At 47.1% G+C, this 24,754-nt stretch carries 23 protein-coding genes; 3 read left to right on the forward strand and 20 right to left on the reverse strand.

Features of this window, described 5'->3' with window-relative positions; all coding sequences use genetic code 11:
• Window positions 1-276: 276 nt before the first annotated feature.
• Together KTH90_RS11510 and KTH90_RS11515 are read right to left on the reverse strand one after the other, a co-directional pair.
• Window positions 277-1,047 carry a cell wall hydrolase gene (locus tag KTH90_RS11510; RefSeq protein ID WP_158352773.1) on the reverse strand — a complete coding sequence of 257 codons (771 nt, stop codon included), beginning with the start codon at window positions 1,045-1,047 and terminating at the stop codon, window positions 277-279.
• A 341-nt stretch (window positions 1,048-1,388) separates the two neighbouring features.
• Window positions 1,389-2,273, reverse strand: a complete 885-nt coding sequence (locus tag KTH90_RS11515; protein WP_158352774.1) for a LysR family transcriptional regulator — start codon at window positions 2,271-2,273, stop codon at window positions 1,389-1,391.
• A 198-nt stretch (window positions 2,274-2,471) separates the two neighbouring features.
• Here KTH90_RS11515 and proB point away from each other — a divergent pair, with 198 nt between their 5' ends.
• Window positions 2,472-3,269 (forward strand): glutamate 5-kinase, encoded by a 798-nt coding sequence (gene proB / locus KTH90_RS11520; protein WP_158352775.1) that lies wholly within the window; start codon window positions 2,472-2,474, stop codon window positions 3,267-3,269.
• Window positions 3,270-3,396: 127 nt separating this feature from the next.
• Here the strand turns inward: proB and KTH90_RS11525 are convergent, their stop codons facing one another.
• Window positions 3,397-5,058, reverse strand: a complete 1,662-nt coding sequence (locus KTH90_RS11525; RefSeq protein WP_158352776.1) for a Na/Pi cotransporter family protein — start codon at window positions 5,056-5,058, stop codon at window positions 3,397-3,399.
• Window positions 5,059-5,289: 231 nt separating this feature from the next.
• On the opposite strand from KTH90_RS11525, the gene KTH90_RS11530 reads away from it, so the two are divergent.
• The gene (locus KTH90_RS11530) at window positions 5,290-5,496 is read left to right on the forward strand and encodes an alpha/beta-type small acid-soluble spore protein (protein WP_158352777.1); all 207 of its coding nucleotides are present in this window, start codon (window positions 5,290-5,292) and stop codon (window positions 5,494-5,496) included.
• 138 nt (window positions 5,497-5,634) lie between these two features.
• On the opposite strand, the gene recG is transcribed toward KTH90_RS11530, so the two are convergent.
• The 3 genes from recG to KTH90_RS11545 form a co-directional block, all read right to left on the reverse strand.
• Complete coding sequence (gene recG / locus KTH90_RS11535; protein WP_238726839.1) at window positions 5,635-7,689, reverse strand: ATP-dependent DNA helicase RecG; 2,055 nt, start codon at window positions 7,687-7,689, stop codon at window positions 5,635-5,637.
• 270 nt (window positions 7,690-7,959) lie between these two features.
• Entirely contained in the window at window positions 7,960-9,624 is a 1,665-nt protein-coding gene (locus KTH90_RS11540) for a DAK2 domain-containing protein (protein ID WP_158352779.1), read from the reverse strand.
• Between the two features lie 18 nt (window positions 9,625-9,642).
• Complete coding sequence (locus KTH90_RS11545; RefSeq protein WP_158352780.1) at window positions 9,643-9,999, reverse strand: Asp23/Gls24 family envelope stress response protein; 357 nt, start codon at window positions 9,997-9,999, stop codon at window positions 9,643-9,645.
• Window positions 10,000-10,212: 213 nt separating this feature from the next.
• On the opposite strand from KTH90_RS11545, the gene rpmB reads away from it, so the two are divergent.
• Window positions 10,213-10,398, forward strand: a complete 186-nt coding sequence (gene rpmB, locus KTH90_RS11550) for a 50S ribosomal protein L28 (RefSeq protein WP_158344159.1) — start codon at window positions 10,213-10,215, stop codon at window positions 10,396-10,398.
• 62 nt (window positions 10,399-10,460) lie between these two features.
• Here rpmB and KTH90_RS11555 read toward each other — a convergent pair whose 3' ends face one another.
• The 14 genes from KTH90_RS11555 to KTH90_RS11620 form a co-directional block, all read right to left on the reverse strand.
• Window positions 10,461-10,598, reverse strand: coding sequence for a hypothetical protein (locus tag KTH90_RS11555; RefSeq protein WP_238723255.1), 138 nt, complete (start codon window positions 10,596-10,598; stop codon window positions 10,461-10,463).
• Window positions 10,599-10,784: 186 nt separating this feature from the next.
• Window positions 10,785-11,189, reverse strand: a complete 405-nt coding sequence (locus tag KTH90_RS11560; RefSeq protein WP_158352781.1) for a GerW family sporulation protein — start codon at window positions 11,187-11,189, stop codon at window positions 10,785-10,787.
• 4 nt (window positions 11,190-11,193) lie between these two features.
• The gene (locus KTH90_RS11565; protein WP_158352782.1) at window positions 11,194-12,219 is read right to left on the reverse strand and encodes a DUF2953 domain-containing protein; all 1,026 of its coding nucleotides are present in this window, start codon (window positions 12,217-12,219) and stop codon (window positions 11,194-11,196) included.
• Window positions 12,220-12,240: 21 nt separating this feature from the next.
• Complete coding sequence (locus KTH90_RS11570) at window positions 12,241-12,567, reverse strand: hypothetical protein (protein ID WP_158352783.1); 327 nt, start codon at window positions 12,565-12,567, stop codon at window positions 12,241-12,243.
• Between the two features lie 27 nt (window positions 12,568-12,594).
• Entirely contained in the window at window positions 12,595-14,103 is a 1,509-nt protein-coding gene (locus KTH90_RS11575) for a phosphate--AMP phosphotransferase (RefSeq protein WP_238726840.1), read from the reverse strand.
• Between the two features lie 338 nt (window positions 14,104-14,441).
• A complete protein-coding gene (locus KTH90_RS11580; protein ID WP_238726841.1) occupies window positions 14,442-15,620 on the reverse strand; it encodes a M24 family metallopeptidase in 1,179 nt (392 codons plus the stop codon).
• A gap of 269 nt (window positions 15,621-15,889) precedes the next feature.
• Window positions 15,890-16,846: a LacI family DNA-binding transcriptional regulator gene (locus tag KTH90_RS11585; protein ID WP_158352786.1), complete on the reverse strand. Its 957-nt coding sequence runs from the start codon at window positions 16,844-16,846 to the stop codon at window positions 15,890-15,892.
• A 223-nt stretch (window positions 16,847-17,069) separates the two neighbouring features.
• Entirely contained in the window at window positions 17,070-17,441 is a 372-nt protein-coding gene (locus KTH90_RS11590) for a sensory rhodopsin transducer (protein ID WP_238726842.1), read from the reverse strand.
• Window positions 17,442-17,503: 62 nt separating this feature from the next.
• A complete protein-coding gene (locus KTH90_RS11595; protein WP_158352788.1) occupies window positions 17,504-18,472 on the reverse strand; it encodes an ABC transporter permease in 969 nt (322 codons plus the stop codon).
• A 1-nt stretch (window position 18,473) separates the two neighbouring features.
• Window positions 18,474-19,967 carry a sugar ABC transporter ATP-binding protein gene (locus KTH90_RS11600; RefSeq protein ID WP_158352789.1) on the reverse strand — a complete coding sequence of 498 codons (1,494 nt, stop codon included), beginning with the start codon at window positions 19,965-19,967 and terminating at the stop codon, window positions 18,474-18,476.
• An 18-nt stretch (window positions 19,968-19,985) separates the two neighbouring features.
• On the reverse strand, window positions 19,986-21,023 hold the full coding sequence (locus KTH90_RS11605) for a phosphotriesterase family protein (RefSeq protein ID WP_158352790.1): 1,038 nt from the start codon (window positions 21,021-21,023) through the stop codon (window positions 19,986-19,988).
• A gap of 137 nt (window positions 21,024-21,160) precedes the next feature.
• The gene (locus KTH90_RS11610) at window positions 21,161-22,282 is read right to left on the reverse strand and encodes a sugar ABC transporter substrate-binding protein (RefSeq protein ID WP_158352791.1); all 1,122 of its coding nucleotides are present in this window, start codon (window positions 22,280-22,282) and stop codon (window positions 21,161-21,163) included.
• A 211-nt stretch (window positions 22,283-22,493) separates the two neighbouring features.
• Window positions 22,494-23,525: a LacI family DNA-binding transcriptional regulator gene (locus tag KTH90_RS11615; RefSeq protein ID WP_158352792.1), complete on the reverse strand. Its 1,032-nt coding sequence runs from the start codon at window positions 23,523-23,525 to the stop codon at window positions 22,494-22,496.
• Window positions 23,526-23,555: 30 nt separating this feature from the next.
• Entirely contained in the window at window positions 23,556-24,746 is a 1,191-nt protein-coding gene (locus tag KTH90_RS11620) for a M24 family metallopeptidase (protein WP_158352793.1), read from the reverse strand.
• Between the last annotated feature and the right edge of the window lie 8 nt (window positions 24,747-24,754).

The raw sequence follows: 24,754 nt of genomic DNA on the forward strand, positions 1-24,754 counted from the left end.
AAAGTCTATAATTTACTGCAACTTTTAACCGCTGGTGGAATTTAGTCTTGCACTGGAATTTACTTTTTCAAGTCAGCTCTGCCTGCTACCCCTGCTTTTATATATTCCGATCCGTTTAACCGGAATCAAAACTCGATATAGGGTACACTGGAATGAAAACGGACGTCCGGCTTCCCGCCGGTCGTCCGTTATGTTAAATATTCATCTAAAAAAATGTATACTTTACAGCATCCCTTAATACATGCCCTTACGGGCGGGGTCGCAGCTTTCGCTGCTCTAAAAGGTATAAAATTCATGTCCACCGTAAGCCTGCAGCCATTGCAGATTATTGTCAAACCAGCTCATATTGGTGGGATCCGCAAAGGATCTCGCTGAAAAAAACAATGCGCCCTGCGAATAATCCTCTCCCTCCAAAGCTCTGTTCACAGCCTCAATCGTACTTTCTGTGACCGTCACTTTGGCAAGCCTTCCATCAATCGTGGGTGAGAATTGAGCCGTTCTTCCATTCTTCTGGAACACGACTTCGGTTACCGTATCCGGGAACCTGGGATGATTCACCCGGTTGATAATGACATCTGCCACCAGGATCTTTCCTTTGATATCTGAACCTGTTGCTTCCGCCTCTACGATTTTAAGTAAGTTCTCGTAATCGTCGCCGTTAAGTGGGATGACCTTCCGGCTCTTAGCTGCCTCCTCGGCAGTCTGCGTAACTACGTCTGCTGCTGATCTGGGTACTACCTGTGCGGTCTGTGAAGCCGCCGTATTACTCCCTGATTCCTCATCTTGTGGTGTCTCTATTAAAACCTGCGCTTTTGCTTCCGTAACACTTTCTTCTTCCAGCCCTTCCTCCAAAGAGGTATCCGCCTCGGCAATTCCTGTCGTAATAGCTTTGTTTTTACCGGCTGCGGCAAAGCTGCCAGAGTGGAATGCGACCATAGCCAAAATGATGGTACCTGCGGTAATTATAGCGCAGGTACGGTAGCATTTCTTGGGTATTCCCTTTAAGAATCCCCAGACTCTGTGAAGAAACGAGTGTAAAGTCCGCATTTTTACGCCCCCTTCTATTCAATTTCTCATTCTGAAGCTTTCCTCCTTATCTCCCTCAAAAACCAGATTTGCGTCACGACATGTTTTGAATTATAAAAAATACACGTTTTAATGTCAATAATAATTTCCAAAATTTGGTAATTACGTCCAGAAAGTAATTTTGGTCTATTTATTTCATGTAATTCCTTATAAATAATTACATTAATTTTTTTAAATTTTTATAAAACATAACTGTAATATTCCCAGCACATTATTAAGATCCTGTAAACTATTTTTCACACATTTTTAATATTTTATTCAATTTTTCAAAAAAAGCTACTGGGAATTATAGAAAAACTGTTTTATTTGCTTTCATTCGCATGCCTGTATTCCAGATAATCCAAAAAGCGGCTGACCGCTTGCGGCACAGATTTCTTATCTCTCATGGCAAGTCCGACCTTACGATAGGCCGGTATTTCCAATTCTTTAGCAATAATATGGTAAGGATTCCTGTGTAATATTAATTCCGGCAAAATACTGATCCCGAGACCGGATTCCACCATAGACATAATGGCATAGTCATCCCATGTGGTAAAATATACATTGGGTTTGATGCCGCACTGTTCAAAAATTTCAGATATTTCGGCCTTTCCGCCTTTTTCCAAAAGCAGAAAGGGGTACTCACACAGCGACTGGACAGGAAAATGTTCCGCTTCCGCCAGCGGGTGGTCCTGGGGTAATATAACCAGTAACCGATCCTGTTCCAAAAAGATCGTATCCAGATCCAATTGCGTGGGAAGCCGCAAAAAACCGCAATCCACACGCCCTTGTATAATCCAGTTTTCAATTTCCGAATAATCCCCCAGCAGGAGCTCGTAGTCAATATTGGGATAACATTTTTGAAACTCCCCTATTATATTAGGAAGCCAGTGGGTGGCCACACTGGAAAATGTTCCGATTCTTATGATTCCGGATTGGAGTCCATGCAGCTCGTCAATCTGTGTCCGCAGCCTGTAATATTCATTGCAGATGCTTTGCGCGTATGGAAGGAGTGTAAGACCGCCGGAGGTAAGATGAACCCCGGATCGTCCCCGTTCCAGCAATAAAATGTTCCATTCCCTCTCCAGATCATTTACCATACGGCTTATGCCGGATTGTGAATAATTCAGCACTTCGGCCGCTTTTGTAAAACTCCCGTACTCATATGTTTTCACAAAGGCCAAGTATTTCTGTATATTCATATCCATAATTTTTGTTTTCTCCCCTATCCATCTGCTTTTCTCATGATAATTATGCCAAACATGCGTTTTTGTAATTATAGAGAATATGTTACACTACTAGCAGGTGATTTTCAATACAAAGAAAATTTTACCAAAGAGAGGAAGCGCAAGAAGGCATGTACGATGAACCGGTATGGATTTTAGAAAGAATGGGGATGGAATAAGATGGGATTATATAAAAACAGGATTGTAGTCAAAGTAGGGACATCGACGTTAACAAATGAAATGGGGAAAAGTGATTTTCGTTCCTTTGACCGGCTGGCCTGTGTGTTATCAGATATCCAAAATCTAGGCTATGAGGTGATTCTCGTTTCCTCAGGGGCCATCGCCGTGGGTACCAGTAAATTACAAATGAAAAAAAGGCCTGACAGTATGCGTTTAAAGCAGGCTGCTGCCGCCGTAGGCCAGTGCAGCATATGTTTTCTGTATGACAAATTTTTCAACGATTATGACAAAACCATCGCGCAGATATTGTTGAACGCCGAGGATATGGAACATGAGGAAAAGAAAGAAAATCTGATCAATACGTTTAATGCACTGCTGGAAATGGATATCATTCCCATCGTAAATGAAAATGATTCTGTCAGTTACACGGAGATCGAATCAAAGGACCGGCTGTTCGGCGATAACGATATGCTCTCCGCTGTGGTGGCCGTGCTGTGTAAAGCGCATAAACTGATCATTTTATCCGACATAGACGGCTTCTACGACAGTGACCCCCGGCTTCATCCGAACGCCCGATTGATCGAAAAAATAGAACAGATCGATGAGAGCGTCCAATCACTGGCCGGAGGTGCCGGGTCCAGGCGCGGAACAGGCGGTATGAAAACAAAACTGCAGGCGGCCAAACTTGCCACATCACAGGGAATTGATACCATCATAACAAATGGGAAAAATCCGGCTGCCTTGTATGATATTGTAAAAGGTGAAAAGGCAGGCACGCTTTTCACCGGAAAACGGTAAATTATATCTGTTTACTCCTACGGTATATGTATTTCTTCCTATTTATAAGGAAACCGTAATCGACAAAATCCCTCTTTCCGGCAAATGGCCGGAAAAAGGGATTCTATCATTATAACACCTTTGCTATTTAAAGCTCGTCCACCAGATAACCGGCGATATTATTCGCATGGTCTGAGATCCGTTCCAGATTGCTGATAATATCCAGGAATACCACTCCTGATTTTGCCTGACATTCTCCGGTTGAGAGACGCTCGATGTGCTTGCTGCGCAGCTCCTCTTCCAGATCATCGACATCTTCTTCATATTGAACGACTTTACGGACATATTCCATGCTCTCTTCGCTCCGCGCCTTAAGCGCGCTGGCCAAACTGTCCAGCACGATTTTCATCAGGTCCTTCATCTCTGTCTGCGCGGTATCTGAGAACAGGATATCATTATCCTTCTTAAAACCAGCCAACTCGGCAATATTTTCCGCGTGGTCACCCACCCGTTCCATATCGCTGATCGTATAAAACAAATCATTGACCACCTGATGCTGGTCCTCAGTCAAAGACAGATTGCTGATTTTCACCAGATATTCCGTAATGATTTTTTCCATATTATTGATGGATGCCTCTGTCTTAAACACCTGCTGCGCCTTCTCCGTATCGTTATTCAAAGCGGAGTCAAAGGCCAGGTTTACATTTTCATAAACCACATCACCCATGTGGATGACCTCAGCCAGCACATTTTCAACCGCAAAAGACGGTGTTTCGAAAATACGGGGATCCAGATGACGGAGCACGGCCTCGTCTTCCCCCTCTGTTACCGCAAGGGCGTCTGTCTTTTCCTTGATGATTAAACCTGAAAGCTTGACCAGATAATTCGCAAACGGGAACAGCAGTACCGTGTTCGTCACATTGAATACAGTATGGAATATCGATATCTGCACACTGTTAATCGTTCCCGCTGCAAAGCTCGGCCTCAGGGAAAACAGTGTGAACATAATAATGCCGAACAGCACGGCTCCGATCACATTAAACAGCAGATGGATAACGGCCGCCCGCTTAGCTGTCTTATTCGCACCGGCACTGGAGAGCAGTGCCGTAACGCAGGTACCGATGTTCTGTCCCAGCGTAATGTAAACCGCAGAATTCCAGGTAACCACACCGTTCAGCGCCAATGTCTGAAGAATACCGACCGATGCGGAAGAACTCTGAATAATCGCGGTTACCAGCGCGCCGGCCAAAATACCAAATACCGGATTGCTGCCCAATGTCTTGAATATCGTGGCGAAAATCGGCGCATCCTTGTACGGCGTGATCGCGCCCGACATAAAACTCAGGCCAATAAATAAAACTCCAAAACCGACAGCGATCTCTCCGATCTCCCTTTTTTTCTCCCCTTTTGTGAATATCATCATAAAAGCCCCGATACCGATGATCAACGGAGCTATGAATTCAGGCTTAAAGAATGCTCCCCACTCACTCATGGATACGATCCAGGCCGTAACCGTGGTACCGATATTCGCGCCCATGATAACGCCGACTGCCTGCGTCAGATTCAAAATACTGGCGTTTACAAAACCAACCACCATAACCGTCGTGGCGGAACTGCTCTGGATGATGGCCGTTACCAAAGCACCCACTATTACAGCCAAAATACGGTTGTTAGTCAGGAAACCCATCAACTGTTTCATTTTGTTACCGGCAGACTTCTGGAGACCGTCGGCCATAACATTCATACCATACAGGAACATACCTAAACCGCCGACAAACCGAAACAGCATCTCTATGTCTTCAAACGACATATTCCCTGATCCCTCCTATTTTTATAATATGCACATACATTTTAATTTTACTAAAGATGAATGTTATACGCAAGGCTAACTTTTTAAAATTACAAATTTTTGTCAAAGGATGAAAAAAATACTAGTGTAATGACGAAATTTCTCCATATACTATTCTCGTAACAAACAACACAAAAAACAGATCACCAACAAAACTAAATTGAAGATCTGTAATTCAAGGAGGAATTTATTATGTCAAATCGTTCTTCTAATCATGCAGTAGTACCGGAAGCTAAAGGAGCTTTAGACAGATTCAAATACGAAGTAGCCAGCGAACTTGGTGTTCCTTTGACTGATGGTTATAATGGTAACCTGACTTCCAAACAGAACGGTAGTGTCGGCGGTTATATGGTAAAGAAAATGATCGAGGCACAGGAAAGACAGATGGCAGGGAAATAAATCGTCGCCTGAAGTCAATCTCTGAAATGAAAATCTGACTTAGAGGGTTTGCTGTATGCGTTACGCTGCGGTAGGCCCTCTATTATCATTTTTGGATAAGTTTATTTACGAAAGGCGTGGAGGGGACTTCTTGGGTCTTTACATGGATATCTTCCCGGTGCCCCGATTTATGTATTGAGTCAGGCGTCTCTGAAGTGGAGCGTGTTCCGGAGCGGACAGGGATTCATCTTCTTCGATCAGCGCGGCAACGGCTTCGTTGGCTTGCTGGAGCACATTCACGTCGGTGAAGACGTCTCCGATGCGGAATTCCAGGAGGCCGCTTTGGCGGATGCCGAAGAGGTCGCCGGGGCCTCTTAGTTTCAGGTCTTCGCTGGCGATATGGAAGCCGTCGTTGGACTGATTTAGTATGTTTAAGCGTTTCATCGTCTGGGGCTGGTCGTTACCGCTGACGAAGATACAGTAGGACTGATGGGCGCCCCTGCCTACTCTGCCCCGGAGCTGATGCAGCTGGGCCAGGCCGAAGCGCTCGGCGTTTTCTACCATCATGACTGTGGCGTTTGGAACGTTAACCCCTACTTCTACTACGGTAGTGGAGACCAGGACCTGGATCTCACCGGTTGCAAAGCGCTCCATGATGCTGTTTTTCTCGGCAGCCTTCATTTTTCCGTGGAGATATTCAATCGCGATGTCCGGGAGGAAATCACGGAGACGGCGGGTGTAATCGATGACATTTTCCGCTTCGATGGATTCGCTCTCTTCCACCATGGGACAGATAATGTAAGCCTGCCTGCCTGCCCTGATTTCCCGGGATATGAAATCATAGGCTTTGGGACGGTAGCCGGTACCCACGACACAGTTCTTGATGGGGCGTCGGGCAGCCGGAAGCTCATTGATCACGGAGATGTCCAGATCTCCGTAAATGATGAGAGCCAGGGTCCGGGGAATCGGGGTAGCGCTCATGACCAGGACATGAGGCTCTCTTCCCTTGTTTGAGAGAGTCTCTCTTTGCCGGACACCAAAACGGTGCTGTTCATCTGTGACTACCAGGGCCAGATCCCGGTAATTAACTTTTTCCTGTATGAGAGCGTGGGTTCCGATGATGATGTCTGCTTCTCCGCTTTCGATCTGGCTGTAGACTTCCCTCTTTTCTTTTGCCGTCATGGAACCGGTCAGGAGAACCGGACGGTAGGACAGCTGGTTGTCTGCGAAAAGACTGTTAATAGATTCATAGTGCTGGCGGGCCAAAACCTCCGTGGGTACCATCAGCGCTCCCTGATAACCGTTACCAGCCGCCAGCATCAGAGCCAGGACAGCGATGATGGTTTTACCGGAGCCTACATCTCCCTGAATCAGGCGGCCCATTACTTTATGGCCTGTCATGTCGCTCTCTATCTCCTGCCAGACTTTTTTCTGTGCTCCGGTAAGGGCGTATGGCAGGCCGGTAATGAGCTGTTCGGTCTGGGATATTCGTTTTATATCAAAAGCGTTGACGGATTCAACCGCCTCCTCCCTCATCCTGCGAAGGGCTAATATAAATAGAAAGAATTCTTCAAACACCAGCCGGTGTCTGGCCTGAACCAGAGTTTCCTGATCGGTTGGAAAATGGATGTTCTGAATGGAATAATTATATTCTGCCAGATTAAATTCCCTTCGGATAGTTGCCGGCAGGAATTCGGCGTAGACGATCCCTGACTTAAGCGCCTGATTTACCGCGCGCACGATGGCCGAATTGCTAAGGCCTGCTGTCAGGGCATACTGGGGCCGCATCGTACCTGCGATCTCCATATAGGCGGCTACGGTGAACAGCTCCGGCTGATCCATGGTCAGATGGCCCTCTTTGCTGACGACACGGCCCCGCAGGATGTATCTGGAACCCTGCAGAAGCTGTCTGCTTAAAAAAGGCATATTGAACCAGGTTACCTGCAAGACGCCGCTGGGGTCAGTGACCCGCACGGTTAATATCTGAAGATTTTTGACTTTTTTCTGCTGTACTCTGCCGTTTATGGCTACGGATACTGCCTGTACCTTTTCAGGGACCAGCGAAGCGACCGGAACAGGCTCCTCATAGATATCATAGGCTCTCGGGTAGTATTCCAGCAGATCTCCCACGGATAGTACGTCTATTTTCCTGAATAACTGGGCAGTTTTGGGCCCAACGCCTTTTAATTCCTCTACACTGCTTTCTCTTTCCATTTAAATTCTCCAGGTGGATGCTTTTTGTTATGATTTTCACATGTTTTTTTTATGTTTTACTTATAATTTTGTTATGCTTCTTATATATAAATATATATAAAACAGGGGCGAACAGATGCTTTTTCTCTCATCTTTTACGCCCCTGTACATTTATTATTATATATCCATACACAACCTGACATATTTTAATATCTGATCTATTAAATGCCACAGCTGCCATCTGCTGCTTCATCCGGCTGCCCGGATCGTTATGACAGCCTCTCCAGCAGATTATTCTACGGATATTACATAGTAATAGATCGGCTGGCCGCCGGAATGCACTTCGATATCGTAATCCGGATACGCATCTTCCAGCTGGGCCGCCAGAGCCTCTGCTGTCTCCTCACTGATGTCCTCGCCATAGTATACGCTGATCAGTTCTGTATCTTCATCGGTCAGTTTTGAGATCATATCAATGGTAACATCCTGAATATCTTTCCCTACAGACAGGATCTCGTGATCTCCGATTCCCATAATGTCGCCTTCACTTATCTCTTTTTCATCGATATGGGTGTCACGGACCGCATAGGTTACCTGACCAGTTTTTACTTTTTTGATCTCTTCCAGCATCTGGGCTTCATTGTCCGCAGGGGATTTCTCCGGTACCATGTTGATGACCGCGGTGATTCCCTGGGGAATAGTCTTGGTCGGAACGACAATGATATCTTTGTCCTTGCATAGGGCCTTGGCCTGATTGGCTGCCAGAATGATGTTTTTATTGTTCGGAAGAATGAAGATATGTTCTGCGTTTACCTTATCGATAGCCTGCAGCATATCCTCGGTGCTGGGATTCATCGTCTGACCGCCTTCGATCAGATAGTCCACACCCAGTTCCCTGAATATCTCTCCGATGCCGTCTCCAATCGAAACAGATATAAATCCGATCTCTTTCTTCGGCATCTCCTTCTCTTGTTCTTCTTTTTGCCGGGCCGCCACTTTTTCCGCATCTTTGATGAGTTTTTCCTGGTGCTCTTCCCGCATATTGTCTATCTTCATACTCGTGAGAGAACCGTACGTCAACGCCTTCTGGATCGCCAGACCCGGATCATTGGTATGTACGTGAACCTTCACGATACCATCATCCGACACGGCGACTATGGAATCCCCGATCGATTCCAGATAGGATTTGAATTCCCTCTCCGTCTCATGATCATAATGTTTTTCCAACATGATGATAAATTCAGTACAGTAACCGAATTTGATATCCGCTTCCGCCTGGGATGTAATCTTAGTCAAACCTTTGGATCCGGCTGCGGCATCTATGGTGTAATCGATCTCCTTGCCCAGGAAGCCGTCAAATGCACCTTTTAACACCTCGACCAGTCCCTGGCCGCCGGAATCCACCACACCGGCCTCTTTCAGGACAGGCAGCATATCCGGTGTCCTGGATAACACATAATCAGCGTGTTTGATAATTTCTTCAAAAAAGACACTCAGATCGTCCGTGGTACCAACCAATTCGGTCGCTTTATCCGCGGCGCCCTTGGCTACCGTAAGGATCGTTCCCTCCTTGGGCTTCATAACCGCCTTATATGCCGTTTCTACGGCTTTTTGCATGGCATTGGCCAGAATCATCATATCCAGCGTTTCGTAGTCTCGGATCCCCTTAGTAAATCCTCTGAACAGCTGGGACAGGATAACCCCGGAATTCCCCCGGGCTCCGCGCAGGGATCCGGAAGAGATCGCCTTCGCCACGGCACTCATGTTACAGGTATCCAGATTCGAGACCTCTCGCGCGGCCGACATGATCGTCAGCGTCATATTCGTACCTGTGTCACCGTCCGGTACCGGAAAGACATTCAATTCATTAATCCATTCTTTTTTCGCTTCCAGATTCTTTGCGCCGGCCAGAAACATCCGGGCCAGTATCTTCGCATCTATCGTATTTGTAACCACAACAAGTTCCTCCTTAAATTAATCTATCACTCGTACGCCTTCTACGAAGATATTGATTTTTTCGATTTCCAGGCCGGTGAATTCTTCTACTTTGTATTTCACCGTGCTGATCAGATTATCCGCCACCGCGGAAATACTGACCCCGTAAGAGACAATGACATGGAAGTCCAGGGTGATTTTATTATCGTTCATTACTACATTTATGCCATGGGTCAGACTCTCTCTTTTCAACAGACGAACCAGGCCATCTTTCATATTCACAGCGGCCATACCGACAATGCCGAAGCATTCTATGGCATTGGCACCCGCATATTTGGCAATGACATCCGTATCAATAATTACTTCGCCCAATTGCGTATTCATATATCCTTTCATAGTAGTACCTCCACACTTATTTTCTGGCAGCCAGACACACTTCTCTAGCTTATCGTTCATATTATACCCTGTTTCTATGAAAAAAGAAATCCCAATCTACTTATTTTTCATACTTTTTTTATTTTTCGCTTGCCAAACACGACTCTATCTGTTAAACTTATTAATGTTGCAAGTCGAAGTTTGACTTATTTTTCGGTGTTAGGAGGTGCAATTATGGCAAAATGCGATATCTGTGAAAAAGGCGCTCACTTCGGGCACAATGTGAGTCATTCCAATAGAAAAACGAACAAAATGTGGAAATCCAACGTGAAACGCGTGAAAGTAAACGTAAACGGAGCAGCAAGAAAAATGTATGTGTGTACTTCTTGCCTGAAATCCGGACGAGTAGAAAGAGCTTAAGATTGTAATGAAGGGCCGCTTGATGAGCGGTCTTTTTTTTGCTTTACTATTATTTAAGCTGCTCAGCTGCAGAAGAGGTTATAGCCCAGGATCAGAAACAGGGCTACCAGGAGAAGCCCTAACAGTCTGCTGGCTAACAGGAGCATGACAAGCATGCCGATTCCCATCCAAAATAATATGAAACCGATCATTCTTCTCATATCCCACCAACTTCTCTCCTGCATTTGCTTTATTATATGCAGAAGCCACTCATTTCACCACTCACTCTCCGGATAAACATGAGAAAACACCGCTGCTTCAGGGAAATTTTCCTCTTGGAAAGGGATATCATCGACGGCGGTGTTTTTTCATTTATTATATTTTTATGTGTAAAGATATTTTTTTGCTTAATCCATCTCTGTGTAAGCGGAGATGTCTTCGTCGTCTAAGGAATCCGAGCCGGACTCGTCAGAGGAATCCTTGCCGGAGGTAAATTTGTTGACAAAATCGGGTACCATATCCAGGATCTTGGTCAGGCTGTCCTGGTTTTTTACGTTTACTAACTTTGTGGTTCCGTTGGAAATGACGAGAACCGCACTGGGTGCAATCTTACCACCCATTCCGCCTCCGCCGTTGTTCTTTTTGTCCTCCGCGAATGCTCCGGCCGCTACACCGAAGGTCACGTCTACCAGGGGGAGTATGATGGTGTCGCCTACGTGGATCGCGTCACCTACCACCGTTTTTGTTGTGATAAAATTGTCCATTCCTTTAAAAAGTGACTCCATTGTGCTGTTGAAACTATTGTCTGCCATTTTTTTATACCTCCTTTGATCTGAATCGAGTAATGGTCATACGGATATTTTTATCCCGGTAAAGCCTGAATACAGACAGCAGCAGGACAATCATCCGCACTCTGCCTTTCAGATAAAGCTCTCCTTCCAGAACCGCCTGCTCAAAGTCCGGAAGTATCTTTATATTATCCCGGTACAGGCTGTAAAAAATACTGATTGCACCTAACGCAATACCGGTGTTCGCCGGATCCCCCAGGCCAAAATGTAGATAGCCTTTCATTTTCTGCGGCCGGATGTGCTTTAGGATTTTCCACAGTTCTCCTTTTCCGGCGGTTAATGCTGCTTTTGTCTCTTCCTCTTTTAATACTTTTCTGTAGTAACCGATATTCTCTTTTACGTTCCTAATTTTACCACAGATTTCCAGGATTGTATATTTGATCTTTCGGAACAGGGCCTTTAGGTTTGGAACGATATTCTTTATTGTCTGGATCAGACGTTTGAACCAATTCCTTTTCTTTTTTCTGGTCCGCTTTGGATTCCCGGAAGGCTCCTGTATCTGCCCGGTATTGTCTCCCTCTGATTCTCCCAGTTTCTCTGATTCTTTTTCGATTCTATGCGGCACATGTTCATCTCCAGGCGCTCCGGAATCAAACGGCAGTCCTGGAACATCTGAACGCTTCGCCTGGGTATCCTGAATATCCGGTAACGCGGTGCCGGTTTCTTGCCTTTTGTCCTTCTGCTTCCTGGCCTTTTTCTTTCTGGTCTTTTTCTTTCTTGGCGGCTTGTCCTCTTTTGCTTCCAGACGAATCGGAATGCCAAAGATCCGGACCTTAATGGCCGCTTCACCGTCCTCATAGAGAATCTTACCGCTGACCACATGCAGGAACCAGTGGATATGGCCCATTGCCGTTATTTCCCCATTTTTTTCCACCCTGCCGCGGTACCGCACGGGGACCAGCAGAACCGAAAGCGCAAGCAGCAGGAGAAGTCCAACAATGCAAGCCAGCAGAATACCTATAATTTTAAGTATTACCAAAATAATATGTAGCATAACCTCACACCTGCCACTTTGTCATCTCTTTATTTTTTGTCTCCGTTGTATATAATCCCGGACTTTAAAGTCCCCTGTTTCCTGGTATACCTGGAGCAATATGCGGGCGGCGGTCTCCACCGCCTCCTCATATCCCCTGGCTATCCCTACGATAAAGGGCCTCTGCTTTCGGAAAGCCGGCTGCAGCATCAGGGAACTGTGAAAAATATCCAGCAAATCCACCCCATTGGAAGCCAGCGTGATCAGATAGATATCCGTCATTCCAGCACCGTGTTTAATTTTCCAGATGATTCTGTTTTTCTTTTTTTCCGCCAGTTCTCCTACGTAGAGATCTCTGTACCAAATCATACATTATCCTTTCCGTATCTGTTGCTGCTATTTTAAACGCTTTTCCAAAGCATCTACCACTTCTTTTAGCACCTTTACCCTGGCATAGTATTTGTCATTGCCTTCCACGATAATCCAGGGCGCGTAGGTTGTGGATGTCCGGATCAGCATCTCGTCCACCGCTTTTTCATAGAGATCCCATTTTTCCCGGTTTCTCCAGTCCTCTTCCGTGATCTTCCACTGCTTGGCAGGATTCCCCTGCCGTTCCTTGAACCTGCGTTCCTGCTCATCCTTATCAATATGCATCCAGAATTTCAGTACAATGGCTCCGGCGTTATACAGGTTCTCTTCGAACTGATTGATTTCTTTGTATGCTCTCTGCCATTCTTCCGTCGTACAGAAGCCTTCAATTCTCTCAACCATCACCCGGCCGTACCAGGTTCTGTCATAGATGGCGATATGTCCGGCCTTGGGCACGGACTGCCAGAACCTCCACAGATAATGATGGGCGTTTTCGATATCATTGGGCGCTGCTGTCGGATTCACCATATAACCGCGGGGATCCATATGACTGGTCAGGCGTTTGATCGCCCCGCCTTTTCCACCGGCATCCCAGCCTTCAAATGCCAGCACGACCGGAATTCTTTTTTTATAAAGAGCGCTGTGTAACAGACCGATCTTTTTCTGCAGCGCATCCAGTTTTTCCTTGTACTCCTCTTTACTATAAGAAAGGGAAAGATCCACCTGGCTTAACATGGAGGATTTCAGGATCGCCGCCGGTTTTCCATTGACCGACGCAGTTTCTGTCAGTCCGGCATCCTTGTCCGGCATCTGATCCGCCCTTTTTTTATTCTCCAGCGCTTCTTTTAGACATTCTACCACAACAGTTATAATTTTAACAGTGGCAAATTCCCGGTCCATAGCTTCGATGATATTCCACGGCGCATAGTCGGTATCTGTTTTCTGCAGCATTTCTTCATTCATCTGCAGATATTTTTTATAATGTTTGTTTCTCTTTAAATCCCCCTTGGACACTCTCCAGGCAGTCTCCTTGGAATCCAGCAGCCGTTCAAACCGTTTCTTTTGCTCTTTTTGCGTAATATACAGGAAGAATTTCAGGATCGCGGTACCGCCTTCGCTTAACATCTCCTCAAAATTATTAATTTCCTGGTAGGCCTTCTCCAGTTCCTCTTCGGGAGTAATACCATCAAACCGGTCAATCAGAACCTTCCGGTACCAGCTTCTGTCAAAAATGGCAATTCTGCCTTTCTCGGGAGTCTTTGTCCAGAATCGCCACAGAAACGGCCTTAGTTTTTCTTCCTCCGATTCCCCATTTATCGCATACACATGGAATCCCCTGGGATCCAGGCTCTGTATCAGCTGATTGATCAACGTCCCCTTGCCGGCCGCGCCCAGCCCCTCAAACACAATCATAACCGGGATTTTTTCATTTTTACACTCCCGCTGAAGTTCGGAGAGTTCCGCGGTTAACCCCTCCATCGCTTCCTTATACTCTTTTTTTCCCATCTTTTTCGTCAAATCAATCTTCTCCAACATAGGCCCTTCTCCTTTTCTCATCTATGATTATGACCACTATATCTATTATTTTACCAAAATAAACCAAATAATCATAGAACTTCATAAATAATTAATGGTTTTAAGGGTGAATTCCTGCTGGTTTGGGTATCAGAGTTTCTAAGTGCCGGTTTGGAAAGGCCCTCTAACCAGCCAAGCCGGGAGCAGCCGGATTCTGTGTAAGTGCATATCGCCATGCGTTTACACAGAATCCGGCTGCTCCCGGCTTGGCTGGCTGGATAACCGTTCCAAACCAGAGAAGACGTTCTGGGCCAGGTTCTCCCCATGATCAGGGTCACCTTGCCCCACAACCCTATCTATTACATAATCTCAATCAACTCTCTGCGGCAGTCCGAAAAAGATTCAGCTCCGTCCCGGGTTACCAGGAAGCCGTCCTCAAAACGGACTCCCATTTTGTTCTCATCGTCGCCTAAATAGACGCAGGTACAAAAGGTCATACCTTCCTCCAGCAGAAAATCGGAGTTGGACTCGATCCAGGGATATTCCCCTTCCATTAATCCGGTTCCATGACAGGGACCGTACAGAATATGCTGCTCCTGGCCCAACTCTTTGATGGCCTCGTAATGGGCGTCGTTCACCGCTTTCGCATTGATTCCCGCGCGGACTGTGGAAAGAATCGCCTTTTGACCGGCCAGACTGGCTTCTATCAGCTGTTTTTGGGCTTCGGTGGCTTTTCCCATAACTACAGCTCTGCCTATCGTCGACGCGTACCCCTGATAGCGGGCTCCGATCTGGATGTGGACCAGATCACCGGGCTTAATGATTCTGCCCCGGCAGCGGCCGATCGCCAGATTTGAGCCTTCACCGGCCAGAACCCAGCAGGGATAGGCTTCTCCTTCCGCGCCTTCTTCGAACATGACGCTTACCGCGATTCCGCGCACCTGCTCCTCCGTCATTCCAACGCGGATGCTGTCCAGTACCTTTATCATGGCACACTGCGTAATCCGGTAGGCCTCTTTCATACAGGCTATCTCTGCCGGAGATTTGACCGCGCGCAGCTTGGATACCAGAAGGTCTGCCTTGACCAGTTCGGGATTTTCCATCTGTTGTAAAGCTTCATAAAGCGCCAGATATACTACATGGGAGATCAGGCAGCCGCCTACGATACCGATCCGTTTCGGGTTTTTCCCATCCATGGCTTCCTTCATTACCTCTGTCATCGTACACAAGACAGCTCCCGGGTATTCCGGTTCCGACGATTCCCGAAAAGCCAGCACTTTTCTGATCTTTGCGATATGTGAAACCGATCCTGCGAAGGTCTCACTCTCCGGGCCGATAATCAGAATCGCTTCCCCCTCTGCCGGAATCAATACACCTGCAACTTCAAAGCTGGGCCAATAATTGCTATAATACCGGATATACTGAGGCTCCGCTTCGTTTCCATAAGCGAATATCAGATCCAGTCCTTCCTCCGCCATGGCTAATTGTGTCTTCTTAATGCGTTCTTCAAATTCCTGATGATCAATTGTGGGTTTCATTTTTTCCTCCATTACGCGTATGTTTACTTCCATCTTAAGCGGCCTCCATATGATATGGGATGTTACGCACACTCTTATTTCACATCCGGTTATCCGCATACGCTTCCCTTGAAAAAGAGAATCCAGTTAATAGTAAAAAATTATGTACTCGAGTATATATCCATCATAATATACTCGAGTACATTTTTCAATACATATTCTCAAAAAATTCTAAAATTTATACTGATTATCCTCATTAGAATCTATTTTAGAATCTCTCTTTCAGATATTTACACGATCTTAGCCTCTAAAACCTTATTTCCAACTGTTTTACCCTGAATACGGTTCAGAAGCATCCGAAACGAAAGTTCCGCCATATCCGGAGGTGGTATCACATTGATAATCTTCTCCCCCATAAACGAAGAACCATTGAACGAATAGAATCCACCATAGCCAATATTTCGGAAATCATCCCCCATCGCCTTCATAACACCGAATAGAATTTCATTTGTAGTGGAGACAATGGAATCAAACCGGATCCTTCCGTCCCTGCGAATTCTGCTGATCCATTCATAAGCGTCCATTTCATTATACCAGTCATAAAACACATTATCCTGGATAAAAACCAGTCCATGATCCTTAAGAGCCCTCTGAAATCCTTCCAATCGGCACTGAACCGTATAATCCTGCTCCGATGTCCCCACGAACAGAGGTGAAACAAAGCCTTTCTCCAGGATTCGGCCCGTCAGATCATAAGAAACCTTCATGTCATCCACAGTCACTGTGGGAAACTGGGCATTTTTAACGATCCGGTCAAAGGCCACCACCTTGTAGGCATTTTCATCGATAACCGAATCCGTATAGGACACGCAGGCAATGATCACTCCGTCCACGCGACGGCTTTTCAGCATTTCCAGTATCCTGCGTTCCTTATCTACCCGCTCCTCCGTCACGCAGACGATCAGACCATAATTACTTTCAAAAGCCAGCCGTTCAATTTTCCTAATTATCTCAATATAAAAAGTACTGGAAATGTCAGGGATAACCAGCGCAATCATATGGGCAGTTCCTGTTTTCAGTGACTGTGCCAGATTATTCACCACATATCCCATTTCCTCCGCCTTATTCCGAACCAGTTCGATCGTTTCCTTCCGATAGCTGTACTGGTCCAGTTTATTATTCAGAATATTAGATACCGTACACCTGGACAGGTTCAGTTCCCTGGCAATGTCCTTCATCGATACCATAAGCACCCTCCCTGATAAAGACCTTATCTTACGAATTTATCATCAATCTTCTGCTTTCCATATTAACATAAATTCAAACGGAGTGCATAGTTCTTTTGAGTTTAATCAGCCGGAACCTTTTCCGCTGTTTGTGGGAATAGGCCCGAAAAGCGGTTGTAAAGCAGGCGGAAGAACCGAAAAGGGCCCGGAACACTGTCCAGACCCGCTTTTCGGCTTTGCATTCTCAGCCGGGATATCCCAAAGTAGCCATGTAAGCCATATTATCCTGATTAATATCAAGACGGCCGTACTGCACAACCACATCCACATCACTTCTGATATTCAGCGAATACTGCCTGCCGATTCCCAGTTCCAGTTCCCCGAACACCGTCTGATCATTCGTGCGGAATGCTTTCACCCGTCTGCCCGGCACCACAAAAGGAATCCCCAGCACCGGATCCCGGTCGGAAAAATATACATCGATCTCCACATGCGCTTCCTCATCATTGCAATTCAAAACCATAATACATTCGTGTCCCTCATAATCATCCGCTCCGCCTTTTTCAACGGGAGGTCTGTATCCATCTACAATAAACCATGATTTATTACCGTTCATATTCATTTCCTCTCTTACGGTATATTTATTTTGTTTATACTTAATCGCTTACAAAACGAAGCTCAGACTTTCTTATAACTTCCACCGCGCCATGCGTCGATCAGCACAGCCGCCAGCAGAATCGTCCCTTTAATAATCTGCTGCCAGAAGCTGGAAATACTCAGCATGGTCAGTCCATTGGAGATTGTTGTGAGCAGCAGCACCCCGACCAGGGTACCCCAGACATTACCTTTACCACCATTGATAGAAGTCCCGCCAAGTACACAGGCAGAAATTATGGTCATCTCATAGGTATCACCCGCGGTGGGAAGTCCGGCGCCGGACTGGGCCGCCATCAGGATTCCAGACAGGCCGGCGAATACCCCGTTCAGGACATAGACGCTTAAGATGGTCCGGTCTGTATTGATTCCGGCCAGGTAACCGGCTCTCTGGTTAGATCCTGTCGCGTACAATTTTCTTCCGTAAGCTGTATATTTCGACAGATAAAACATGCCCAGGTAAACGATAGCCATGATGATCAGGATAAATGGGACCGGCCCCACATAGCCTCTGCCCAGCCAGTTGAATTTGGCATTGCTGACCACGATGGATATTCCGTTGTTGGTCAGATACGCGATACCGCGGATAATGGACATGGTCGCCATGGTCGCGATCATCGGCACGATTTTTCCTTTGGATACCAGCAGGCCGTTGATCGTGCCTACCGCCGCTCCTGCCAGCAGTGCGATCAATACCGCAACCACGATCGGGACACCCGCTTTTAATAACAGAGCGCTGATCATTCCCGTCAGTCCCATAACCGCGCCGACTGAAATATCAATACAACCGCAAATCAAAACCAGCGTGGTGGCAGCTGCGGTAATTCCCATGATTGCTGAGTAAATACCTATATTAATAAAGTTTTTTCCCGAGAAAAAATTGGGTGACAGAATGGAAAAGATAATACACAGTCCGATATATGCGATACAGATCGTGATTTCGCTTCCCCCGCCTTTTTTGATTCGTTCTCTGATCGTTAAGCTCTTCTCCATCTTAGATTCCTCCCACTGCCAGTTTCATCAGATTTTCCTGCGTTGCTTCTTCTCTGGGTACTTCTCCCGTCACTTTTCCCTCACTCATGACCAGGATCCTGTCCGCCATGGACAGAGTCTCCTGCAGTTCGGAGGAAATCATGATTATCCCGATTCCCTGCCGGCACAGATCTTCCATGAGGCTGTAGATCTCCGCCTTCGCTCCCACATCGATACCACGGGTCGGATCGTTGAGGATCAGGATATCCGGAGCGGTCTGGAGCCATCGGGCGATCACTACCTTCTGTTGGTTCCCGCCGCTTAAATTATCCACCCGCGTTTCCGGGGAAGGAGTCCGGATTCCCAGTTTTTCTACCCAGGTATCCGCCATATTTTTTTCCGCTTTTTGGTCTACTTTAAAATGTTTTTGCAGGCTGTTTATCACCGCTATGCTGATGTTAAACCGCACGGAGTCGGACAGCATAAGCCCTTCCACCTTCCGTTCATTAGGGACATAGGCAATCTTATTATGAATAGCGTCTTTGGGTGACCGGTTTTTAATAGAATTTCCCAGGATTTCAATGGAACCATTTCTTAAGTAAAGGTCCCCGAACAGTCCTCTCACGACACTGGTCCTTCCTGCTCCCATCAATCCGAATAAACCCAGGATTTCTCCACGGTGCAGGTTGAAACTGACATCTTTTGCTTTTCCACAAGTCAGGTGATCCACTTTCAGAATGCATTCCCCAGGACTTTGCTTCACATGCGGATACATGCTGTCAAGGGTACGCCCCACCATTTCCCTTACGATAGTCTCTTCATCGGTCTTAGCGGTCACAAAATCAGACACGCTCTTTCCGTCCCTCATCACCTGAATCCGGTCCGACAGGGCGAAGATTTCATCCATCCGGTGGGAAATATAGATGATACTGATCCCCTTTTTCGCCAGGTTCTGTACGATCTTTAGCAGCTGTTCTGTCTCTACCCGGTTTAAGGCGGACGTCGGTTCATCCATAACCAGAACCTTCATGTTCCGGCTCATCGCTTTTGCGATCTCCACCAGCTGCTGCTGCGCTGCGGTCAGCGTGCTGATTTTGGCTGTCACATCGATCTCATCGGTAATCTGGCGGATGACTTCATCTGCTTTTTTGTATGCTTCTTTCCAGTCGATCGGACTGTACTTTCCCTTTTTCTTCGGCATGGCATTTACCAGGATATTTTCCGCCACTGATAAAGTCCCGTAATTGTCCAGTTCCTGGTAGATGATACTGATCCCCATATCAATGGCTTCATTTGGGGTATATCCTTCGATCACTTTTCCGTCGTACTCGATTACACCTTCATCCTTGGTATACGCACCCGACAGAATTTTCAGCAGGGTGGATTTACCTGCGCCGTTCTCCCCGACCAGGGCCAGCACTTCCCCTCTTTTCAGGGAAATCGTAACCTGGTCCAGGGCCAGCACACCGGGAAAGCGTTTCGTGATGCCCTGCATTTTCAGGATGGTTTCACTCATGTTTTATGCTTCCCCCTTTTATCTGTCCAGCCATCTGGCCGGATTATGAATTAACATCTGGTCAATCTGCGCTCTTGTCACTCCTACCTCATCCAGCATGGGAATGATGTGCTGCAGGATATGGTCATAGCCCCAGCCGCCGTATCTGTGAAGAAGGGATTTCAGACACAGATCCGTGGACAAGAGCATCTGTTTTTCATAGCCCCGGTCCATGATCTTTTTCACCAGAAGCGCACGCTCCCAGTCATTGACGAAGCGGCCTGACCCGGGTTTTACATCCCACCGGTCCGTGAACATTTCTTTTCCCCAGTTGTCGAACTCAATATAAACTCCCATATCCAATAATTGGAATATGTAATCTTCCCGGTTCTCCACATCACTGTGGCAGATAACGATGTTCTCCGGATCGATCCCATGCTCCTTCACGATATCCATGGCCGCAATTCCCTGGGTCGACCAGGGATTAATGTGGATCATCAGAGGAGCACCTGTTCTCACCTGGGCGCGGCACGCCCCGATCAGGGATTTCTCCTCAAAAGGAAACAGTATATGACTAACCCCGATCTCTCCGATAAAACCGGCCCGTATTCCGCTGTGGCCGATCTCCACTTCAATCTCCCGTACAATCTGTTCTTCGATCTGCTCAATACTCATGGCAAGTGTCTCTTCCTGCTGCGCACCTTCCACATAAAAACCGGCTCCTGCTATCACATTCAGACCGGTTTTTGCGGCTGCCCTGGCCAGAAGCTGCGGATCACGGCCCAATCCCACCGTACTGGCATCCACAATGGTCTGCCCTCCGGCACTTTTAAACGCCAGGATCTCTTCCAGCTGGGTTTCCTCATCCATCATACGGACATTGTCCAGCACGGCGAAGGGATTTCTCTTCAAAACCCCGAGGGATTCCATCGTCACCGGCTTATAAGCCAGGTTTTTCATTCCGATCTCTTCGGGCGGTACAAAAAACACACTCATGTCTATATAGATATGTTCATGGGGCGCGCAGATCCCCAGCTCGCCTGCCTCTTTTTTTCCTAAAACGGTCATTACTGCCATGTTCTTTCCCCCGTTCTTTTATGAATCAGAGCGGGCACCCGATGCAGCCATCTTTTCTGCGACCGGGTGCCCGGCTGTCTACGATGTCATTACTGTTTTTTAGCTATGAGCGCTTAGCGGCTGCTTTTTGGCAGCTGTCACTGAGCCCATTCTGCCTGGGGATACCATTCCTCGATATTGTTCATGTCAATGTAGAGATGATCCATCAGCAGGCTTTCCGGTGCGGGTGTTTTTCCCTGAACCAGTTCGATACAGCCCGGTACGATATATTCGCCGTATCTCTCAAGGAAGTAGGAAACTCCGCCTCTCCAGCAGTTGGGTTTTCCGGCGTTTTCCTGGGCATAGATATTTTCACGGGTGGAAACCGACACACCATGGTTTACGATAAATACATCATCTTCCCTGCCCGCTGCCTGCACGGCGGCAAACGCTCCCTGTGCACCAATATCATTGATGGAGCCGATTACGATATGGGTCTTGTCCGGATTTGCCGTCAGGAAATCCGCGCACAGCTGCTGTGCCAGGATCGCGTCGTCTTTCATGGATACGGTTGTAGTCATAGCTTTGAGATCATCTACCGAATAATCGGTCTTGTTAGCGATACCATCCAGGATGCTGTCCATTCTGGTCTGAACCACTTCACCAGCCTCAGGAGTGTGCTCAAATAATACAGCATCTACTTTACCCTCCCAGTTCTTGTTGACCAGATCACCCAGTGCTTCTCCACACAACTGACCAGCCATTACGTTGTTCGCTCCCATATAAGGGGCGTCGCCTACCGGAATATCAACTGCCATGACCGGAATCCCCGCGTTCTGGCATTTTTCATAAATGGTATCATTCACGGCTGCATCAAGATTAAACTCTACAAGTACATCGATTCCCTGAAGAATCAGGTTATCCACATTCTCAACTGCTTTCGCGCCGTCTCCCGCGTTATCCACGCGGATCACTTTGATCGTGATTCCAAGTTCTTCCCCTTTTTCCTTGGCAACCTTCTCGATATTATCCCCTACCGGAATCAAATGTTCCTGTGATTCATCCAGTCCGGCATAACCGATGGTAAAATCTTTTAACTCACCGGATGCAGCGCCGGAATCGGTAGCGGCAGGCGCTTCCGCCGGTTTCTGCGTCTCCTGAGCGGACGCATCCGGTGTGGCCGTATCCCCGCCGGACGGTTCTGCTGCCTTCTCCTGGCATCCTGCACACATAGTCAACACCAACATGATCGACAATAAAACACTCACTACTTTTTTCATACCTATTTCCTCCTTTAAAATTAGATGTACGTGTTGCCATTTCCAATTGCCAATACTTGTATCTGGTGATGCCGGACCCTCTTACCTCCTTTCCCGAGAATCCCCCTCTGATAATTATATATCTTTATGTACTCGAGTATATATTACATTATAATATACTCGAGTACATTTTTCAATAGAATCCCTCTTTTTCTGCAAATAAATTTTATTTTTATGTCGTTTCTCCGATCCAAAAACTTGGAGGCAAAACTACTTTCGCATTTTTTTGTTTTTTTTCAATCGCGTCGATCAGAATTGCCGCGGACATTTTCCCCATCAGATATCTGGGCTGGGCCACCGTTGTGAGATACGGATGTACCATTCTGCACAAATCCAGACCGTCATGTCCCACTACCGCCATATCGTCCGGTATACGCATTCCCCTCTCCTGCAGCTCATTGATGATGGAAAGCGCCATAATATCATTTTCGCAGTAAAGGGCGGTTGGCGGTTCAGGGGCCGACAGGATCTTATCCATAGTCTTTTTCGCAAACCAGGGAACCAGGTTCGACAGTCCGTTTCCCTGGTATTGATACCGTTCAGACAGACCTGCCTCCTTCATTGCTTCCCGAAATCCCTGCGTGCGCTGCTTCCATATATTATATTGGAAGGTGTCCTCGTAGGCGATCTTCTCCGTTTTCGGATATCTCAGGGTTCCGTGCATACAGCCGATGCGGGTATGCCCCTTCTTTATCAGGTGCTCTGCCGCCAGACGCGCGCCCTGCACATTGTCCGTATTGACGCAGTTCACCTCCGGCAGTTCCACCTCATTATCCAGCAGAACGCAGTGTACTCCTGACGCCTCCAGTTCCTGCACCTGCTTTTTCGTAATATTCAGATGATGCAGCACCACACCGTCAATGCACCGCTCCTGCAGCATATTGATATAATCGGATACCCGGCTGGCAGAATGAGCGTCGCACATCAGCGTCGTATATCCATTTTCAAATGCCACCGCTTCAAATCCCTTATTGACCAGATTATGGAATGGGTCCGAGATATTGACCATCACATAAGCGATCGTGCGGCTTTTTCTGGTCACCAGGCTTTTGGCGATCATATTGGGTTTAAACTTCAGCTCGTCGATTGCCATATTTATGCGCAGCCTGGTCTCTTCCTTCACATACCCGCTGTTATTGATCACTCGTGATACGGTCATACGGGATACTTTCGCCTTCTTAGCGACATCATCAATGGTTGCCATATGGGAATTACACCTCTTATCAGATATCTGTTATTTTCCGCTGTTTTTCAGCCACTCTTCGTAATACACACGCATGGATGGGAACAGGGATTCCGCACCGTCTCCGGTAATGACAAAGCCCTCCTCGATCCGGTTCGAACCTCCGGGAAGGCCAAAGAGACTGATGTCCGTGTTCACCGTCATTCCCTCCCTGAAAACATCCTCTGTTTTTTCATCCGGATAGGGACTTTCCGCTTCCGCGCACCCGATGCCATGCAGCGGAGGATACACATCATATTCGGACAATCCGGCGTCCCGGAAATAATTCCGCACCGCGCAGACAAAATCTTTCATCGGCACCCCGGCTTTCAGATAAGGCAGTCCGGCCGCGGCCGCATGAATCAGGACATCCAGCACATATCTGGTCTCTTCGCTATAGTTTCCAACCGCGAAAGGCAGTTCACAGGTAGCCACATAGCCCTCATACTGAACGGCCATTGCGCACATCAGCATATCTCCGTCCTCGATCACCTTATTCTCCGCCCGTCCCACGATTCTGGCGGACCGTTCACCGGAACCGAACACGGTAAAGATAATCGCTTCCGCCCCTTCTTTTCTGGCTGTCCCTTCCGCGATACCGGCCGCATACCGTTCTGTCTTGCCGACCAGATCAGCATCCATCATTGCCCGGAAACCTGCTTCCGCGATTCTGGCAGCCTCCCGCAGGCAGGCGATCTCATTCTCTGATTTCGTCTTCCTCAGATCAAACAGAATCTCATTGCTGTCCACAACCTGGCAGCCAAATGCCTCTCTGATATTATGTAAAAGTGCTTCCGACATCGCGTCCATACCCGCGATTCCAAGTCTCGAAAGACCGGTTCTGCTTCTGAGCTCCGCGGCCAGGCTCTTAAAGCTCGTAAACTTCGCCAGTGGATATTCAATCTCATCCGGCACCGTGACACACAGAAAATCCGGTACCAGCCTCACATCCGGCCATACGCTCATCTCCCTGGCCACCTGCTCCCCTTCCGGAGCGCACAGGACAATCGGTTCTCCTTCTATAGTAATCAGGAGCGCACCCCGTTCAAAGATCGGCCAGTAATTAGAAACATAGCGAAGATTTTCTTTTCGATATTCATCTCCATATACTAATATAACATCCAGCTTCTCTTTTGTCATATACTCTTTTATCTGGTCAATACGTTGCTGAAACTCCTCTTTCGGTATACAAATTTTCTGCATTTTCGCTC

The organism is Diplocloster modestus (genome assembly GCF_019042245.1).
In the GTDB taxonomy this organism is placed as follows: domain Bacteria; phylum Bacillota; class Clostridia; order Lachnospirales; family Lachnospiraceae; genus Diplocloster; species Diplocloster modestus.

Excerpts from the sequence above, each read along its gene's own strand:
- proB (WP_158352775.1), top strand. The coding sequence starts at position 2,472 with ATGGGATTATATAAAAACAGGATTGTAGTCAAAGTAGGGACATCGACG.
- KTH90_RS11575 (WP_238726840.1), bottom strand. The coding sequence starts at position 14,103 with ATGTTGGAGAAGATTGATTTGACGAAAAAGATGGGAAAAAAAGAGTAT.
- KTH90_RS11585 (WP_158352786.1), bottom strand. The coding sequence starts at position 16,846 with ATGGTATCGATGAAGGACATTGCCAGGGAACTGAACCTGTCCAGGTGT.
- KTH90_RS11565 (WP_158352782.1), bottom strand. The coding sequence starts at position 12,219 with ATGCTACATATTATTTTGGTAATACTTAAAATTATAGGTATTCTGCTG.
- KTH90_RS11515 (WP_158352774.1), bottom strand. The coding sequence starts at position 2,273 with ATGGATATGAATATACAGAAATACTTGGCCTTTGTGAAAACATATGAG.
- KTH90_RS11545 (WP_158352780.1), bottom strand. The coding sequence starts at position 9,999 with ATGAAAGGATATATGAATACGCAATTGGGCGAAGTAATTATTGATACG.
- KTH90_RS11560 (WP_158352781.1), bottom strand. The coding sequence starts at position 11,189 with ATGGCAGACAATAGTTTCAACAGCACAATGGAGTCACTTTTTAAAGGA.
- KTH90_RS11510 (WP_158352773.1), bottom strand. The coding sequence starts at position 1,047 with ATGCGGACTTTACACTCGTTTCTTCACAGAGTCTGGGGATTCTTAAAG.
- KTH90_RS11570 (WP_158352783.1), bottom strand. The coding sequence starts at position 12,567 with ATGATTTGGTACAGAGATCTCTACGTAGGAGAACTGGCGGAAAAAAAG.
- KTH90_RS11525 (WP_158352776.1), bottom strand. The coding sequence starts at position 5,058 with ATGTCGTTTGAAGACATAGAGATGCTGTTTCGGTTTGTCGGCGGTTTA.
- KTH90_RS11555 (WP_238723255.1), bottom strand. The coding sequence starts at position 10,598 with ATGAGAAGAATGATCGGTTTCATATTATTTTGGATGGGAATCGGCATG.
- recG (WP_238726839.1), bottom strand. The coding sequence starts at position 7,689 with ATGGAAAGAGAAAGCAGTGTAGAGGAATTAAAAGGCGTTGGGCCCAAA.
- KTH90_RS11595 (WP_158352788.1), bottom strand. The coding sequence starts at position 18,472 with ATGGAGAAGAGCTTAACGATCAGAGAACGAATCAAAAAAGGCGGGGGA.
- KTH90_RS11605 (WP_158352790.1), bottom strand. The coding sequence starts at position 21,023 with ATGGCAGTAATGACCGTTTTAGGAAAAAAAGAGGCAGGCGAGCTGGGG.
- KTH90_RS11610 (WP_158352791.1), bottom strand. The coding sequence starts at position 22,282 with ATGAAAAAAGTAGTGAGTGTTTTATTGTCGATCATGTTGGTGTTGACT.
- KTH90_RS11530 (WP_158352777.1), top strand. The coding sequence starts at position 5,290 with ATGTCAAATCGTTCTTCTAATCATGCAGTAGTACCGGAAGCTAAAGGA.
- KTH90_RS11580 (WP_238726841.1), bottom strand. The coding sequence starts at position 15,620 with ATGAAACCCACAATTGATCATCAGGAATTTGAAGAACGCATTAAGAAG.
- KTH90_RS11620 (WP_158352793.1), bottom strand. The coding sequence starts at position 24,746 with ATGCAGAAAATTTGTATACCGAAAGAGGAGTTTCAGCAACGTATTGAC.
- KTH90_RS11615 (WP_158352792.1), bottom strand. The coding sequence starts at position 23,525 with ATGGCAACCATTGATGATGTCGCTAAGAAGGCGAAAGTATCCCGTATG.
- KTH90_RS11600 (WP_158352789.1), bottom strand. The coding sequence starts at position 19,967 with ATGAGTGAAACCATCCTGAAAATGCAGGGCATCACGAAACGCTTTCCC.
- rpmB (WP_158344159.1), top strand. The coding sequence starts at position 10,213 with ATGGCAAAATGCGATATCTGTGAAAAAGGCGCTCACTTCGGGCACAAT.
- KTH90_RS11590 (WP_238726842.1), bottom strand. The coding sequence starts at position 17,441 with ATGAACGGTAATAAATCATGGTTTATTGTAGATGGATACAGACCTCCC.